Raw genomic sequence first — 15,754 nt, forward strand, 5'->3', positions numbered from 1 at the left:
GCGTCGCTAGGCCCCGGCGGCGAGCGGCTCGGGCGCCCGGTGGCGTGCCTCGATCTCGGGCAGCGCGGCCAGCACCCCGTCAAGCACCGGTTGCGTGCCGATGCGGTCGCGCACCCAGTCCTCATGCGCGCCGACAATGCGCAGCGGAAAGCGGGGCAGGCCCAGCAGGCTGGCAATGCAGAAGCGGTGATTGCCCGAGCCGGTCTTGCACAGCGTACCCTCGGCAGTGATGACGGCGGTGGATTCGAACCCGGTGGCGCCGGCATCGAACCCGTTGCGGCGCAGGCTGTCGATCAGTCCCAGCACATAGTCGCGCAGGAAGCCCGCGATTTCCGCCTCGCTACGCAGGGGGCGCGTCTTGTAAAAGGCCGCGCCGCGCTCCGAAAGCTCGCGCATCAACTCGTCATACCAGCGGCTGGCGCGCACGTCGTCTTCATGCGCCATGAGATCCGCGAGGCGCTGGTAGCGCCCGGTCTCGCTGATCCGTGCGGTCTTTGCGAAATGCTCCGCCGGGATGGTAAATGGCTCGGCGCGTTTGACCGGCGCCCGCAGCAGCCCCACCACCGGCTTCGGCAGCACCCGGCCAAGCTGGCGCAGCCGGGCGCGCCCGACCGGCCATTTCGAGCCGAGCTGACGGTCGATCCGCGCCGGGCTCACCCAGATCACCGCGCGATCCCCCGCCGAATCTATGAAGTCCCGTTGTCGCAAGCGCTTACCCCATGCAATCATGCCGGGAATGCCGTTGCCGCATCGCAGCGCAGACGGTGCCGCGCGGCGCGCCGAAGCAGGCCGGATTCCGGCGTTCCGCGATAGATTTGCACATCTCCGGCGCGCTGTCATGAAACTGTTACGTGACTGTCACAAAAGCATCGCGGGCGGGGCCTAGGGCTGCCCGCGAGGTCCCCGAGGGGAAGGGGATCGTAACCAACGACAGGAGCATTCATATGCAATCCGTGAAACTCGCCGCTTCGGCTCTGGCCATCGCCGCCGTCTCGGCCTCCGCTGCCGCTGCCCGCGACAACGTGCAGGTCGCCGGTTCGTCCACCGTGCTGCCCTATGCCTCGATCGTCGCCGAAGCCTTCGGCGAAAACACCGACTTCCCGACCCCGGTCGTGGAATCGGGCGGCTCCTCGGCCGGCCTCAAGCGCTTCTGCGAAGGCGTGGGCGAAAACACCATCGACGTCGCCAACGCCTCGCGCGCCATCCGTCAGAAAGAGATCGACGCCTGTGCCGCCAACGGCGTGACCGACATCATCCAGGTCCGCATCGGCTATGACGGCATCGTCTTCGCCTCGCAGCAGGACGGCCCGGCCTTCACCGCCTTCGAGCCCACCGACATCTTCAACGCCATCGGCGCCAAGGTGCTGGTCGACGGCGAAGTGGTCGACAACCCCTACAACACCTGGTCCGAGTTCAACTCCGAGCTGCCGGATGCTGAGATCGCGATGTTCATCCCGGGCACCAAGCACGGCACCCGCGAAGTCTTCGAGGAAAAAGTCCTGCTGATCGGCTGCGAAGAAACCGGCGCCTATGAGGCCATGGTGTCCGGCGGCATGTCGGAAGACGAGGCCGAGGACGCCTGCCTCGACGTGCGTCAGGACGGTGGCAAGTCGGTCGACATCGACGGCGACTACACCGAGACCCTGGCCCGCATCGACGCCAACCCGAACGGCGTGGGCGTGTTCGGCCTGGCGTTCTACGAGAACAACCAGGACAAGCTGAAGGTCGCCACCATGTCCGGCATCGCGCCGTCGACCGAGACCATCGCGTCGGGCGAATACCCGGTGTCGCGCCCGCTGTTCTTCTACGTGAAGAAAGCCCATATCGGCGTGATCCCCGGCCTGAAAGAATACGCTCAGTTCTTCGTCGCCGACGAGATCGCAGGCCCGTCCGGCCCGCTCGCCAACTATGGCCTCGTCGCCGACCCCGAGCTGGCCGCGACCCAGTCCATGGTCGCCAACGAAGAGACCATGCAGTAATCGGCGCCTGCCGGGACTGCACGAGGGGGCAGCAGCAACCGCTGCCCCCTTTTCCTTTTAGGTTCTAGTCCAGAAGACGAACGGGGGGCACATGCCTTTACTCTGGCTCTTTCTGATCGTGCTGGCGATTGCCGCGGTCGGCTTTGTGCTGGGGCGCGCCCGCGCGCTGGCCAGCGCCGGCGGCGACGTCCGCAATCTGCATTCGCTGCCGAGCTATTACGGCAACAATGTCGCCATCAAGACCGTCGTGCCCGCCATTCTGGTCATGCTGATCTGGCTGATCGTGCAGCCGATGATCGTGAATTCCACGATCTCCGGCATGATCCCGGAAAGCTCGGTCGCCGAGAATTCCTCGCTGGGTCTGGTGATGTCCGAGGTGCGCCGCACCGCCGACGGGCTCGACAACGCCGTCGCCAACGGAGACATGACCGAGGCGTTCGCCCGCGACGCGCGCGCCGATTTCACCGATGTCACCCAGCGCCTGAAGGATGCCGGCCAGATCGTCACCTCCGACGTCACCCAGCCGATCCTGCGCGCCGCGCAAAGCTACCGCATCATGAATGCCACGGGCAATCTCATCATGTCGGGCATTGTGCTGGCGCTGGCGCTGGCCGGGCTGCTCTGGGGGCTGCGCGACTCGCATGCCGCCTTCCGCGCCCGCAACACCGTCGAGGCCGCCGTCCGCGCGCTGCTGATCGGTGCCGCCTCCATCGCCATCCTGACCACCATCGGCATCATCCTGTCGCTGGTCTTCAACACCGTCGAGTTCTTCCGACTCTACCCGGCGACCGATTTCTTCTTCGGCACGAGCTGGGCGCCGAGCTTTTCGGGCCGGGGCGGCTCCTCGGATCTGGGCGTTCTGCCGCTGCTCTGGGGGACGTTCTACATCTCCATCGTGGCGCTGGTCGTGGCCGTGCCCATCGGGCTTTTCGCCGCTGTCTACCTGTCGGAATACGCAACCCCGCGCGTCCGCGCCGTCGCCAAGCCGATGCTGGAAGTGCTCGCCGGGATCCCGACCATCGTTTACGGCCTTTTCGCGCTGCTGACCGTCGGGCCGCTGCTGCTGGGGATCTTCGGCGATGACGGGCTGGGCTGGATGCAGGCCGGCACCGCGGTGATGACCGCCGGTCTGGTCATGGGCATCATGCTCATTCCCTTTGTCTCCTCGCTCAGCGACGACATCATCAACGCGGTGCCGCAGGCGATGCGTGACGGCTCCTACGGGCTGGGCGCCACCCAGTCCGAGACCATCAAGCAGGTGATCCTGCCGGCGGCGCTGCCGGGCATCGTCGGCGCCATCCTTCTGGCCGCCTCGCGCGCCATCGGTGAGACGATGATCGTCGTGCTGGGGGCAGGGGCCGCGGCCAAGCTCAGCCTCAACCCGTTCGAGGCGATGACCACGGTGACCGCCAAGATCGTCAGCCAGCTGACCGGCGACGCCGATTTCTCCTCGCCCGAGGCGCTGGTCGCCTTTGCCCTGGGCATGACCCTCTTCGTCCTGACGCTGGGGCTGAACGTTCTCGCCCTCTACATCGTGCGCAAATACCGGGAGCAGTACGAATGACCGACGCGAGCATCGGAGGCGCGGCCGAACCGCGCAAGAAGAAGTCTTCGATCCACGAGCTCGACGCCCGCACCCGCAAGCGCAACGCCTCCGAGGCGCGCTTCAAGGCCTTCGGGCTGGGCGCCATCCTGATCGGGCTGTTCTTTCTGGTGACGCTGGCGGTCTCGATCGTCCGCTCGGGCCTGCCGGCCTTTACCGAGACGGTGGTGGATGTGGAATTCACCCTGAACCAGGCGCAGTTCGACGAGGCGGAAGCGACGCTCTTCAAGACGGCGGCCTATTCCGATCTCTTCATCGCCGATCTGCGCGGCACGCTCGAAGAGCGCGGCGTGCAGGTGGCCTTTGACGAGGCGGCCATCGAGCGGCTTCTCGGCAAGGTCGGCGGCACGCTGCGCGAATTCTACCGCGCCAACCCCGAGCAACTCGGCCAGCCGGTGGCGTTCCAGCTTCCCGCCTCCTCGCGCGTCGACGGCTATTTCAACGGCCGGGTGACCCGCGAGACGCTGGAGGACACGCGCTTTCTCCAGGGCTCCGACCTCGATCTGGTCGATGCGCTGCACGAGGCCGGCGTGATCCGCCAGGATTTCAACTGGACCTTCCTCACCGGCGCCGATTCCGGCGTGGACAACCCCGGCGGGGCAGGGATCGGCGCCTCGGTCGTGGGCTCGTTCTTCATGATGCTGGTGGTGCTGGTGCTGGCGCTGCCCATCGGGGTGGCCGCGTCGATCTATCTCGAAGAGTTCGCGCCGCAGAACAAGTTCACCGATCTGATCGAGGTGAATATCTCCAACCTCGCGGCGGTGCCCTCCATCGTGTTCGGTATCCTCGGTCTCGCGGTGTTCATCCAGTTCATGCACCTGCCGCAATCGGCGCCCCTGGTGGGCGGTCTGGTGCTGACGCTGATGACGCTGCCGACGATCATCATCTCGACCCGCGCCGCGCTCAAGGCGGTGCCGCCCTCGATCCGCGACGCGGCACTCGGCGTGGGCGCCTCCAAGATGCAGGCGGTGTTCCACCACGTCCTGCCGCTGGCCATGCCCGGCATCCTGACCGGCACGATCATCGGTCTGGCGCAGGCGCTCGGCGAGACCGCGCCGCTGCTGCTGATCGGCATGGTGGGCTTTGTCGCCCGCGGCTATCCCGAGGGCTTCCTCGGCGGCTTCACCGAGCCCAACTCGGCGATGCCGGCGCAGATCTACACCTGGGCGGCGCGCGCCGATGTGAGCTTCTATGAAAAGGCCTGGGGCGGGATCATCGTTCTGCTGGTGTTCCTGCTGCTGATGAACGTGATCGCAATCATCCTGCGCCGCAAGTTTGAACGGAGATGGTGACGATGGATGCCAATTTCGCTAAGGAAAACGAACCCATGTATGACGCACCGCTAGGGAAAAACGACGTGGACGCGAAAGACACCAAGATCGCTGCCAAGGACGTTCAGGTCTATTACGGCGACACCCACGCCATCAAGGACGTCTCGGTCGATCTGCTCGACAAGACGGTGACCGCCTTCATCGGTCCCTCGGGCTGCGGCAAGTCGACCTTCCTGCGCTGCCTCAACCGGATGAACGACACGATCGACATCTGCCGGGTCGAGGGGCTGATCGAGCTCGACGGCGAGGATATCTACGACAAGCGCGTCGACCCGGTGCAGCTTCGCGCCAAGGTGGGCATGGTGTTCCAGAAGCCCAACCCGTTCCCCAAGTCGATCTATGACAATGTCGCCTACGGCCCCAAGATCCACGGGCTGGCCAAGAACAAGGCCGAGCTCGACGAGATCGTCGAGAAGGCCCTGCGCCGCGGCGCCATCTGGGACGAGGTCAAGGACCGGCTCGACGCGCCGGGCACCGGGCTCTCGGGCGGACAGCAGCAGCGTCTGTGCATCGCCCGCGCCGTGGCCACCGAGCCCGAGGTGCTGCTGATGGACGAACCCTGCTCGGCGCTCGATCCCATCGCCACCGCTCAGGTAGAGGAGCTGATCGACGAGCTGCGCTCGCAATACTCGGTGGTCATCGTCACCCACTCGATGCAGCAGGCCGCGCGCGTCAGCCAGAAGACCGCCTTCTTCCATCTCGGCAATCTCGTCGAATACGGCGAGACCAGCCAGATCTTCACCAACCCCGTGGACCCGCGCACCGAGTCCTACATCACCGGACGGATCGGATAAGTCTCATGAGCGACGAACTGAAACAGCATATCGCTTCCGCGTTCGACCGCGATCTGGAAGGCATCCAGGCGCAGATTCTCAAGATGGGCGGGCTGGTCGAGGTGGCCATCCACGACGCCGCCAAATCGCTGGAAACCCGCGACGAGGAGCTGGCCGGTCAGGTCGTCACCGGCGACGAGGCCATCGACGCCATGGACGAGGCGCTGAACGAAGAGGCGGCACGGGTGATCGCGCTGCGCGCGCCCACCGCCACCGACCTGCGCGTGGTGCTCTCGGTGATGCGGATGTCGGCCAATCTGGAACGCATCGGCGATCTGTCGAAAAACCTCGCCAAGCGCACCACGGTGCTGGCGCAGATGACGCAGATCAACGGCTCGACCACGGCGCTGCGCCGCATGGCCCGCGACGTGGAGCTGATGCTCAAGGATGCGCTCGATGCCTATATCAAACGCGACGAGGCGCTGGCGCTCGACGTGCTCGACCGCGACCGCGATGTCGACCAGATGTACAACACGCTGTTCCGCGAGTTCCTGACCTTCATGCTGGAGGATCCGCGCAACATCACCTCCTGCATGCATCTGCATTTCATCGCCAAGAATATCGAGCGCATGGGCGACCATGTGACCTCGATCGCCGAGCAGGTGGTGTTCCTGGCGACCGGCTCGACGCCGGACGAGGCGCGCGTCAAGGAGGACCGCACGTCCTCCGACCCTTCGCTGAGCACGGATATCGAACTGGAGTAAGCCCATGCCGGCGGATCAGCCCACCGTTCTGGTCGTCGAGGACGAAGCCGCGCAGCGCGAAGTGCTGCGCTACAATCTGGAAGCCGAGGGCTTTCGCGTCGCTGCCGCAGGCAATGGCGAGGAAGCCCTCATGATGATGGACGAGGAGGCGCCCGATGTCGTCGTCCTCGACTGGATGCTGCCCAATCTCTCGGGCATCGAGGTCTGCCGCCAGATCAAGACGCGGCCCGGCACCCGCGGCGTGCCGGTCATCATGCTCTCGGCCCGGTCCGAGGAGGTGGACCGGGTGCGCGGGCTGGAGACCGGCGCCGACGATTATGTCGTGAAACCCTATTCCCTGCGCGAGCTGATGGCGCGGGTCCGCGCGCAGCTGCGCCGGGCGCGTCCGGCGGCGGCGGGGCTGCGGCTGGAATACGAGGATATCATCCTCGATGCCGAGACCCACCGCGTGACCCGCGACGGGCAGGAGCTGAAGCTCGGCCCGACCGAGTTCCGGCTGCTTTCCACCTTTATGGAAAAGCCCGGCCGGGTCTGGTCGCGCGAGCAGCTGCTCGACCGGGTCTGGGGCCGCGACATCTATGTCGACACCCGCACGGTCGACGTGCATATCGGGCGGCTGCGCAAGGCGCTCGGCGTACATGGCGGCGGCGACCCGCTGCGCACCGTGCGCGGGGCAGGGTACGCGCTGGGGTGAAATCCCGTACCGGGCCTCTGGCCCGGCAAACGCTCCGGGGGAGCGTTTGGGGATTTCACGGGCGGAGCCCCGGGGACATCGGTTTCTTGCCCGGTGCGGTGGGCAAATTGCCCACCCTACGACACGCCCCGGACTTGATCCGGGGCCTCAGCGGGAGTGACCAGGAGGCCTCGGATCAAGTCCGGGGCGGGGTCATTTCCCGGATTTTTTCTTCTTTTTCCCGCCCTTGGACTTCTTGCCCTTCACGGATTTTTTCTCCGCCTTTGCCGCCTTCTTCGCGGCTCTGGCGGTGGCCTTCTTGTCCTTGCCCTTCTTCTTCGGCTTGTCGCTCTTGGCCTTTTTCTTCTTGGCCTTCTTGCCCTTGGGCTTGTCCTTCTTCCGCGTCGGCGCCATCTCCGTCACCGCTGCGGCCTCAGGCGCGGAGGTCTGCGCGACCTCGTCCGGCACCGTCTCCTCCGCCGGCGCATCGGCTTCCGACGCCTCTTCCATCCCGCGCAGGATCTCTTCCGCCGCCGAGATCAGCATGCGCGCGCGCAGCAGCTGCACGCGGGGCAGGGAGGTCAGGCTCTCCGGCGCGGCGCTCGCCAGATCGGCGGGGCTCTCGATGCCCATCTCGCGCATCTTCATCGCCAGAACGGGGCCCACCCCCCGGATGGAGGTCAGATCGGTCAATACACTCTCCCTGTTTGTGTTATGCGTGGCGCGCAGGATGCGGTGAAACCCGCCGCGCTGTCCAGCAAAACCGCAGCAGGGGTTGCGCCCGGCCCGCTTTGCCCTTATAGGCGCGCCACACGAACCCCGCAGGCGGGGTCGGGCCGTTGGGGGAGACATCCCCTTCGTGTCCACCGGTTGCCCCATCAGGGTCAAGCCCCCGCCGAGGATATGAAACCGGAAAGGATATAGGACATGGCTCTTCCCGAGTTCACCATGCGCCAGCTGCTCGAGGCAGGCGTTCACTTCGGCCACCAGACGCAGCGCTGGAACCCCCGTATGGGCGAGTTCATCTACGGTGCGCGCAACGGCATCCACATCATGGACCTGACGCAGACCGTGCCGATGCTGGACGCGGCGCTGAACGCGATCCGCGAGACCGTCGCCAAGGGTGGCCGCGTGCTCTTTGTCGGCACCAAGCGCCAGGCCGCGCAGCCGATCGCCGAAGCCGCCGAAAAATGCGCGCAGTATTACATGAACCACCGCTGGCTGGGCGGCACGCTGACCAACTGGCAGACCGTGTCCCAGTCGATCAACCGTCTGAAATCCATCGACGAGCAGATGGAAGCCGGCGCCGAGGGCCTCACCAAGAAAGAGCGCCTGCACATGGAACGCGACCAGGCGAAGCTTCAGGCCTCGCTGGGCGGCATCCGTGACATGGGCGGCGTGCCGGACATGCTCTTTGTCATCGACGTCAAGAAAGAGCAGCTCGCCATCGCCGAAGCCAAGAAGCTGGGCATCCCGGTCGTGGCCGTGGTCGACACCAACTGCTCGCCCGACGGCATCGACTACATCATCCCCGGCAATGACGACGCCGCCCGCGCCATCGCGCTTTACTGCGATCTGGTGAGCCGCGCCGCTCTGGACGGCATGACCGGCCAGATGGAAGCCGCCGGCGTCGATCTTGGCGCGCTGGAAGAGGCTCCCGCCGAGGAACTGCTGGCCGAAGCCAAGGACGCCTGAGGCACGCTGTCGCGAAAGCGTCACGCAGACATGACATGAGCGGTCTGGCCCGGGGCAGGGCCGGCCGCAAACACCATTCGAGAGGAGAGCCGAGAGATGGCGATCACTGCTGCACAGGTGAAAGAACTGCGCGAGATGACCGGCGCGGGCATGATGGATGCCAAGAAGGCGCTGACCGAGACCGACGGCGACATGGACGCCGCCGTTGACTGGCTGCGCACCAAGGGCCTGGCCAAGGCCGCCAAGAAATCCGGCCGTACCGCCGCCGAGGGCCTCGTGGCCGTCGAGGTGAACGGCGGCACCGGCGTTGCCGTCGAGGTGAACGCCGAGACCGACTTCGTCGCCAAGAACGCCGAGTTCCAGGAAATGGTCGGCGGCATCGCCAAGACCGCGACCGGTGTCGACAGCGTCGAGGCACTGGCCGAGGCCGATCTGGGCGGCAAGAAGGTTTCCGAAGTCCTGACCGACAAGATCGCCAAGATCGGCGAGAACATGACCCTGCGCCGCATGGCCAAGGTCGAGGGCGACGTCGTGGCGAGCTATGTCCACAACGCTGCCGCGCCGGGCATGGGCCAGATCGGCGTTCTGGTCGCGCTGAAAGGCGGCGACGAGGCGTTCGGCAAGCAGGTCGCGATGCACATCGCCGCCGCCAACCCGGCCTCGCTGTCCGAAGCCGATCTCGACCCGGAAGTGGTCGAGAAAGAGCGTCAGGTGCAGATCGACATCGCCAAGGAATCCGGCAAGCCGGACGCCGTGATCGAAAAGATGATCGTCGGCCGCATGAAGAAATTCCTCGCCGAGGTGACGCTGCTGGGTCAGCAATTCGTCATCAACCCCGACCTGACCGTCGAGAAGGCCGCCGAAGAAGCCGGCGCGACCATCGTGGGCTTTGTCCGCATGCAGGTCGGCGAAGGCATCGAGAAGAAAGAAGAGGATTTCGCCGCCGAGGTGGCCAAGGCCGCTCAGGGCTGATCGCTCTTTTCCATCTTCTGAAATGCGACGGAGCCGCCCCTCGGGGCGGCTCCGTTTCCTTTCCTGAACCCCAACCGAATGTTGGGGATGAGGCCGGGATCCAGGGCAGGGGATACCGAACCGGCCCGCGCGAAAATTGCACGGGTCCGGCCCGGCTCCGGCTTGCACCGGGAGCGGCCCAGAGCCCCCGAAAATCGCGGAGGATACGCCCCTCATGTTCCAATGGCCAAAGCCACCACTCACGGAACGCCGTAACACTGACAATTTACGTGAGGTCATGAAAGTGGGGTATACCCGACCCGCTATTTTTTCATGATCAACCGCGTCTGACAGGGCACAATTTCAGCTTTTCGAAATCGAAAAAGAAGAAATTCCAAAATCCACCACCGCTATCGCCGAAAAACGCGGCATTCGCGCGCAAGACAGGCGACTCGACTGGACGGTTCAGATTTCGGGTGTGTCGCGGCGCGACGGCAGGCTCAGATGTCGATGACGAACATCTGGTTCTGGAACGCCGCCTTGGCCACCGCCTGCGCCGTGGTCTCGACATTCAGCGCCTCGCGCGCCAGCCGCAGGTGTTTCTCGATGGTGGCCTGGGTCAGCCCCATGATCGCGGCGATGTCCTGCATGGTCTTGCCGTCGCCAACCCATTCCAGCGCCTCGCGCTGGCGCTTGGTCAGCGTCTGGTTCGGCGGCACATAGGGCAGGGTGAGGATCTTGAGATGCAGGAGGTTGTTCATCAGCACGATATCGGCGCCGTGCTCTTCCCACATCGCATCGACCGCCTCCTGGCTCATTCCGGGCTTTGCCGTCAGCGCGATGGCGCCCTTGGCGCGGCTCGACACCGACCGGAAACTGATCGAATAACCGGCGCAGACCCCCTTGCCGAGATTGAACTCGATCACCCGGCGCTCGGCCTCGGTGAGATTGCCCTGCGCCATCATCTCGCCGAGCACCCGCCAGGAACAGGCGCCTTCGTGCTCCAGCGCCCAGCGGACCATGGGCGCGTGATGATAGAGGCCTTCGCCGACGAAGACATCGGTATAGTCGGCGCTGTGATTGGTCAGCAGCACGAAGTCGTTGGGATCGCCCAGGGAATTCGGCGTGCGGTAGCGCGTGAACCCATAGAGCAGCCGGTCGAACCCGTAGCCCGCCATGCGCTCGGCGTGCATGGCCCAGAGCTCTTCGACAATGGCGGCATTGGTCATCTCTGTGAGATAGGCCCGAATATCCCGCGAAACGGTCATGACCGGCCCTCCAGATGGCTCTGGAGCGCGTCCATGGCCAGCGTGTAGCCGCGCGCGCCGAAGCCGCAGATCACACCCACCGCGACCCGGGCGATATAGCTCACATGACGGAACTCCTCGCGGGCATGCACATTCGACAGGTGCAGCTCGATGGCGGGGATCTCGGCAGAGCTGATCGCGTCCATCAGCGCGACAGAGGTGTGGGTATAGGCGCCGGCGTTGAGGATGAGCCCGTCGAGCCGCCCGCGCGCGCCGTGGATCGCGTCGATCAGCGCGCCTTCGTGGTTGCTCTGCTCGAACTCGACGCTGACGCCGATGCGCTCGCCATGAGCGCGGCACATGGTCTCGATATCGGCGAGCGTGGTGCGACCGTAGACCTCGGGCTGACGGGTTCCCAGAAGGTTGAGGTTCGGACCGTTCAGGATCAGGAAGCCGGGCATGTGAAATCCTCCGAAACAATGGCATCACTTACCGCCGGAACGGGCTGTTTGTCCAGAAACGAACGCGGGTTTTCACCGATGCCGCCGCCGCAGCAGCCGCCATGAGAGCCAGGCGACCGCCAGACAGGCGAAGAGCCATGTGAGAGTGCCCGCCATGTCGGAGATCTGCGGCACGAAGGGCGCAAAGCCAGCGCCGAGCGTCATATAGGACGAGACCCAGACGATCTCGCCGGCCAGATCCCAGAGCAGGAAGCGCCGCCAGCGCATCCCGGCGGCACCGGCGATGAGGTTCATCGGCGGACCCAGCGGTGCCAGAAGCCAGCGGCTGAGAAACACCGCCACGGCGCCGCGCCGGTGCAGCAGGGTCTGAGCCTGAACCAGCGCCGCGCTGCGCCGGTCGAGCACGCGGCCACGGGCGCCGCGACCCAGCGCATAGCCGAGATTGTCGCTGAGAAACGCAGCGCAAAGCGCCGTGACGGCGGTGGGCAGCAGCGGCAGGTCTCCGGCGGCCACCAGCGTGCCCGCGACCAGCAGCATCAGCGAGGCCGGCATCATCGGCACGCCGAGCGCGCCGAGCCCGATCACCAGCGCCAGCACCGGCAGGCCCAGCGACGGCAAGGCGGCGAGCAGCGTCTCGCTCATTGCACGCGCTCCAGCGCGGAGTCGATCTCGGCAAGAAAGCTCTCGACGCTCTGGTCACGCATCGCGGCGATCTCGGCGAGGCTGCGATGTTCGGCGCCGGAGCCGGGCGCGATGCCCAGCAGCGGCCCGAGGCTGCGCGGCGGCAGACGGTGCGAGCGTTCCACATAGCCCAGGGTCATCCAGCCCTCGGGCGCTTGCTCGTGATGCTGCGGATCGGCCCAGTAGAGCGCGCGCCGCACGGCCTTTGTCGTGAAGAAGCCGGCGCCAAGCAGCGCCAGCACGAGAACGGTAAGAAGCAGTTTGCGCGGGATCCGGCGGGGCATGGGCAAAGGGTGCCCGGAAAAACACAGCGGGTCAAAGGCTTGCCAGCATATTTAAAGCGCTTGCGGCATCTCTTTTATTTACATAATACTGATTATAAGATAAATATGCGCCAGTTGGGCACGTTCTAAATTCGGTTGCGACAAATCCCCTGTCTTGCCGGCGCGCATGAGATCAAAGCGGGTTCGCGCATGATCATGCATCCTCGGCGAGACCGCAACTTTCCGACACCGGGACGCAACTCCGCATCGCAGCGGCCACAACACCAATCCGCAGCCAGATCTCTGCGCGAAGGCCAGCGCCGCGCGGTGTCTGTGACGCGCGGAGGCCCCCTCTACGGACACGCGGACAGATAAACACGCAATCGCAGGCGGTTGCGATGCATAGCTTATTCAGCGCATGCGCCGCCGCGACACCGTTTTCACAGATCTCGCATTCCGCATTCCGCGTTACGATTCTCCGAAGACCTCCTGAATTCACAGGGAAATATGTTCGGATCATCCTCCCTCACGCGCCAATGCGCTTGATTCCCGGCGATTGTCTGGCGGGCGCAACGGAATGCGCGCCGGGCCTTGCCCGATCTGCACCGCTCGGTCACAAATCCGGCATGAACGAAACACCGGATATTCTCTGCATCGGCTCCGTGCTCTGGGACGTCATCGGCCGCTCGAACGGTCACATGCGCCAGGGCTCCGACATGCCCGGGCGCATCACCCGTCTGCCCGGCGGCGTGGCGCTGAACATCGCGATGACCTTTGCGCGCTTCGGCCTGAAACCGGGGCTGCTCAGTGCCGTCGGACAGGATCCCGAGGGCGACGAGCTGATGGAGGCCTGCGCGCAGCTCGGGTGCGACACGCGCCATCTCTACCGCTCCGAGGATCTGCCAACCGACCGCTACATGGCCGTCGAGGGCGCCAACGGGCTGATCGCGGCGATTGCCGATGCGCATTCGCTGGAACGTGCCGGGTCGCGCATTCTGCGCCCGCTCTCCGACGGCACGCTGGGCAGCGCGGAAACACCCTACCCCGGCCCGGTCGCGCTCGACGGCAACCTGACCGAAACGCTGCTCGACGAGATTGCCCGTGACCCGTGTTTCGCCGCCGCCGATCTGCGCATCGCGCCGGCGAGCCCGGGCAAGGCCGAGCGGCTGCTGCCGTTCCTGCGGGCGCATCGCGGCGTGCTCTATGTCAATCTCGAAGAGGCCGGGATCCTCTGTCAGGCGCCGTTCGACAGCGCGCCGCAGGCGGCGGCCAAGCTGGTCGAGCGTGGTGCCGCGCGCGCAGTGGTGACCAATGGCGGCGAAGCGGCCTGCGACGCCAGCGCCGAGGGGCTGATCGCCGAACGCCCGCCCGAGGTGCTGGTGACCCGCGTGACCGGTGCCGGAGACACTTTCATGGCGGCGCATATCGTGGCAGAGCTGCGCGGCGCGGGCCGCGCCGAGGCGCTGAGCCTCGCGCTCGACGCCGCAGCCGCTTACGTATCCGGAGATATCGCCTCATGAGCCTCTTCACCCTCTCCGCCCCGGTCGCCGATGCGCTGGCCAACGGCACGCCCGTCGTGGCGCTGGAATCGACCATCATCACCCATGGCATGCCCTGGCCGCAGAATCTCGAAATGGCGCGCCGGGTCGAGGACACGGTGCGCGCCGAGGGCGCCGTGCCGGCGACCATCGCGGTGCTCGACGGCAGGCTCTGCGTCGGGCTCGACGATGCGCAGCTCGAAGCGCTGGCGCAGGCGCGCAACGTCGCCAAGCTCAGCCGCGCCGATCTGGCGGTCTGCATGGCCGAGGGCGGCACCGGCGCCACCACCGTGGCCGCCACGATGATCGCCGCCGCCCGCGCCGGCATCGCCACCTTTGCCACCGGCGGCATCGGCGGCGTGCATCGCGGCGCCGAGAGCAATTTCGACATCTCCGCCGACCTTCAGGAACTGGCGCAGACGCCGGTCACCGTGGTCTGCGCCGGCGCCAAAGCGATCCTCGATCTGCCAAAGACGCTGGAAGTGCTGGAAACGCTCGGCGTGCCGGTCATCGCCTATGGGCAGGACCAGTTGCCGGCCTTCTGGTCGCGCGACGCGGGCCTTCGCGCACCGCTGCGCATGGACACGCCCGGCCAGATCGCCCGCGCCCAGGCGATGCGCGTGGCGCTGGATCTGCCCGGCGGCCAGCTCGTCGCCAACCCGATCCCGGCAGAGGCCGAGATCCCCCGCGAGGTTCTGGCGCCGGTGGTGGCGCGCGCGACGGCGGATGCAGAGAGCCACGGCATCCGCGGCAAGCAGCTCACGCCCTATCTGTTGCAGCGGATCTTCGAGTTGACCGAGGGCCGGTCGCTCGACGCCAATATCGCGCTGGTGCTGAACAATGCGCGGCTCGGGGCCCGGATCGCGACGGAAATGAGCGCCCTGCCCGGCAATTGAGCTTGCGGCGGCGCAGCGCCATTGTAGACATGTCCGGGAATGCCTAGGTTTACAGGCAGTCAACGCGCTCCGGGATCCAGATGAACACGCCCTTCGACGACAAACCGCGCAGGCCCGGCCTGCTGGCCTCCCTGCGCGCGAGCTTTCTCACCGGGCTTGTAGTGATCATGCCCGTGGGCCTGACCATCTGGCTGATCTGGACGCTGTTCGGCTGGGTCGACGGGTTCGTGCTGCCGCTGATCCCGGCGCGGTTCAACCCGGAAGAGTATATCGGCATCAACCTGCGCGGCGTCGGCGTGATCTTTTTCCTGGTCTTCACCATCATGGTGGGCTGGGTCGCCAAGGGGCTGATCGGGCGCTCGCTGATCCGCTTTGCCGAAAGCCTCGTGGAACACACGCCGGTGGTGCGCTCGATCTATTCCGGCATCAAGCAGATCGCCGAGACGGTCTTTGCCCAGACCGAGCGCAGCTTCGACAAGGCCTGTCTGGTGCAGTATCCGCGCAAGGATATCTGGGCCATCGGCTTTATCTCGACCCAGGCCAAGGGCGAGGTGGCGCGGCGCGCGGAAACCATGGGCGATCTGGTTTCGGTCTTTGTGCCGACCACACCGAACCCGACCTCGGGCTTCCTGCTGTTCTTCCCCAAGGACGATGTGATCGAGCTCGATATGAGCATCGAGGAAGCGGCCAAGCTGGTGATCTCCGCCGGGCTGGTCTATCCGCCCGACCGCCCGGGCGGCAAACCCCGGGTCGAAGAGGTGCGGCAGGTGTCCTGACCTGCCCGCCCGACGCAGGATCGCATCCCGGGCAATCTGCCCGTAAAAGATGCGGAGAAAACATTTTTTCGCCTCAGCCGCGCAGATATTCCGAATTTGAGATAGATCAAAGCCCGCCCTGCC

17 protein-coding genes are annotated in these 15,754 nt (G+C 65.8%); 11 read left to right on the forward strand and 6 right to left on the reverse strand.

The genetic code is table 11. The features are described 5' to 3' along the window. Nucleotides 1-6: 6 nt before the first annotated feature. Nucleotides 7-666: a hypothetical protein gene (locus Ga0080574_RS21925; RefSeq protein WP_076704601.1), complete on the reverse strand. Its 660-nt coding sequence runs from the start codon at nt 664-666 to the stop codon at nt 7-9. 278 nt (nt 667-944) lie between these two features. Here Ga0080574_RS21925 and Ga0080574_RS21930 point away from each other — a divergent pair, with 278 nt between their 5' ends. The 6 genes from Ga0080574_RS21930 to phoB all read left to right on the forward strand — a co-directional run bounded on the left by Ga0080574_RS21930 (nt 945) and on the right by phoB (nt 7,144). Next, nucleotides 945-1,979, forward strand: coding sequence for a substrate-binding domain-containing protein (locus Ga0080574_RS21930; RefSeq protein ID WP_076704602.1), 1,035 nt, complete (start codon nt 945-947; stop codon nt 1,977-1,979). A gap of 91 nt (nt 1,980-2,070) precedes the next feature. Then, nucleotides 2,071-3,543 carry a phosphate ABC transporter permease subunit PstC gene (gene pstC / locus Ga0080574_RS21935; protein WP_076704604.1) on the forward strand — a complete coding sequence of 491 codons (1,473 nt, stop codon included), beginning with the start codon at nt 2,071-2,073 and terminating at the stop codon, nt 3,541-3,543. Beyond that, nucleotides 3,540-4,874 carry a phosphate ABC transporter permease PstA gene (gene pstA, locus Ga0080574_RS21940; RefSeq protein ID WP_076704606.1) on the forward strand — a complete coding sequence of 445 codons (1,335 nt, stop codon included), beginning with the start codon at nt 3,540-3,542 and terminating at the stop codon, nt 4,872-4,874. The genes pstC and pstA overlap by 4 nt, the downstream gene beginning before the upstream one ends. A gap of 35 nt (nt 4,875-4,909) precedes the next feature. Next, complete coding sequence (gene pstB, locus Ga0080574_RS21945; protein ID WP_076706098.1) at nt 4,910-5,707, forward strand: phosphate ABC transporter ATP-binding protein PstB; 798 nt, start codon at nt 4,910-4,912, stop codon at nt 5,705-5,707. A 5-nt stretch (nt 5,708-5,712) separates the two neighbouring features. Beyond that, a complete protein-coding gene (gene phoU, locus Ga0080574_RS21950; protein ID WP_076704608.1) occupies nt 5,713-6,450 on the forward strand; it encodes a phosphate signaling complex protein PhoU in 738 nt (245 codons plus the stop codon). A gap of 4 nt (nt 6,451-6,454) precedes the next feature. Further along, nucleotides 6,455-7,144, forward strand: coding sequence for a phosphate regulon transcriptional regulator PhoB (phoB, locus tag Ga0080574_RS21955; protein WP_076704610.1), 690 nt, complete (start codon nt 6,455-6,457; stop codon nt 7,142-7,144). A gap of 192 nt (nt 7,145-7,336) precedes the next feature. On the opposite strand, the gene Ga0080574_RS26320 is transcribed toward phoB, so the two are convergent. Next, nucleotides 7,337-7,816, reverse strand: coding sequence for a helix-hairpin-helix domain-containing protein (locus Ga0080574_RS26320; RefSeq protein ID WP_076704612.1), 480 nt, complete (start codon nt 7,814-7,816; stop codon nt 7,337-7,339). 234 nt (nt 7,817-8,050) lie between these two features. Between Ga0080574_RS26320 and rpsB the strand changes: the two genes are divergently transcribed. Both rpsB and tsf read left to right on the forward strand, forming a co-directional pair. Continuing rightward, nucleotides 8,051-8,818 carry a 30S ribosomal protein S2 gene (gene rpsB, locus Ga0080574_RS21965; protein WP_076704620.1) on the forward strand — a complete coding sequence of 256 codons (768 nt, stop codon included), beginning with the start codon at nt 8,051-8,053 and terminating at the stop codon, nt 8,816-8,818. Nucleotides 8,819-8,914: 96 nt separating this feature from the next. Continuing rightward, entirely contained in the window at nt 8,915-9,790 is an 876-nt protein-coding gene (gene tsf / locus Ga0080574_RS21970; RefSeq protein ID WP_076704622.1) for a translation elongation factor Ts, read from the forward strand. A 479-nt stretch (nt 9,791-10,269) separates the two neighbouring features. Here the strand turns inward: tsf and Ga0080574_RS21975 are convergent, their stop codons facing one another. The 4 genes from Ga0080574_RS21975 to Ga0080574_RS21990 all read right to left on the reverse strand — a co-directional run bounded on the left by Ga0080574_RS21975 (nt 10,270) and on the right by Ga0080574_RS21990 (nt 12,442). Next, on the reverse strand, nt 10,270-11,037 hold the full coding sequence (locus Ga0080574_RS21975; RefSeq protein ID WP_076704624.1) for a LuxR family transcriptional regulator: 768 nt from the start codon (nt 11,035-11,037) through the stop codon (nt 10,270-10,272). Continuing rightward, on the reverse strand, nt 11,034-11,477 hold the full coding sequence (aroQ, locus tag Ga0080574_RS21980) for a type II 3-dehydroquinate dehydratase (protein ID WP_076704627.1): 444 nt from the start codon (nt 11,475-11,477) through the stop codon (nt 11,034-11,036). The genes Ga0080574_RS21975 and aroQ overlap by 4 nt, the downstream gene beginning before the upstream one ends. 72 nt (nt 11,478-11,549) lie before the next feature. Further along, nucleotides 11,550-12,119: a DedA family protein gene (locus tag Ga0080574_RS21985; protein ID WP_076704629.1), complete on the reverse strand. Its 570-nt coding sequence runs from the start codon at nt 12,117-12,119 to the stop codon at nt 11,550-11,552. Continuing rightward, the gene (locus Ga0080574_RS21990) at nt 12,116-12,442 is read right to left on the reverse strand and encodes a hypothetical protein (protein WP_076704631.1); all 327 of its coding nucleotides are present in this window, start codon (nt 12,440-12,442) and stop codon (nt 12,116-12,118) included. The genes Ga0080574_RS21985 and Ga0080574_RS21990 overlap by 4 nt, the downstream gene beginning before the upstream one ends. Before the next feature lie 605 nt (nt 12,443-13,047). Between Ga0080574_RS21990 and Ga0080574_RS21995 the strand changes: the two genes are divergently transcribed. The 3 genes from Ga0080574_RS21995 (at nt 13,048) to Ga0080574_RS22005 (ending at nt 15,631) form a co-directional block, all read left to right on the forward strand. After that, nucleotides 13,048-13,941 (forward strand): PfkB family carbohydrate kinase, encoded by an 894-nt coding sequence (locus Ga0080574_RS21995; RefSeq protein ID WP_076704639.1) that lies wholly within the window; start codon nt 13,048-13,050, stop codon nt 13,939-13,941. Continuing rightward, entirely contained in the window at nt 13,938-14,855 is a 918-nt protein-coding gene (locus Ga0080574_RS22000) for a pseudouridine-5'-phosphate glycosidase (protein WP_076704641.1), read from the forward strand. Before Ga0080574_RS21995 ends, Ga0080574_RS22000 begins: the two co-directional genes overlap by 4 nt. 80 nt (nt 14,856-14,935) lie before the next feature. Further along, entirely contained in the window at nt 14,936-15,631 is a 696-nt protein-coding gene (locus tag Ga0080574_RS22005) for a DUF502 domain-containing protein (RefSeq protein WP_076704643.1), read from the forward strand. Nucleotides 15,632-15,754 lie beyond the last annotated feature (123 nt).

The sequence above is a fragment of the Salipiger abyssi genome (genome assembly GCF_001975705.1).
GTDB classification, from domain to species: Bacteria; Pseudomonadota; Alphaproteobacteria; order Rhodobacterales; family Rhodobacteraceae; genus Salipiger; species Salipiger abyssi.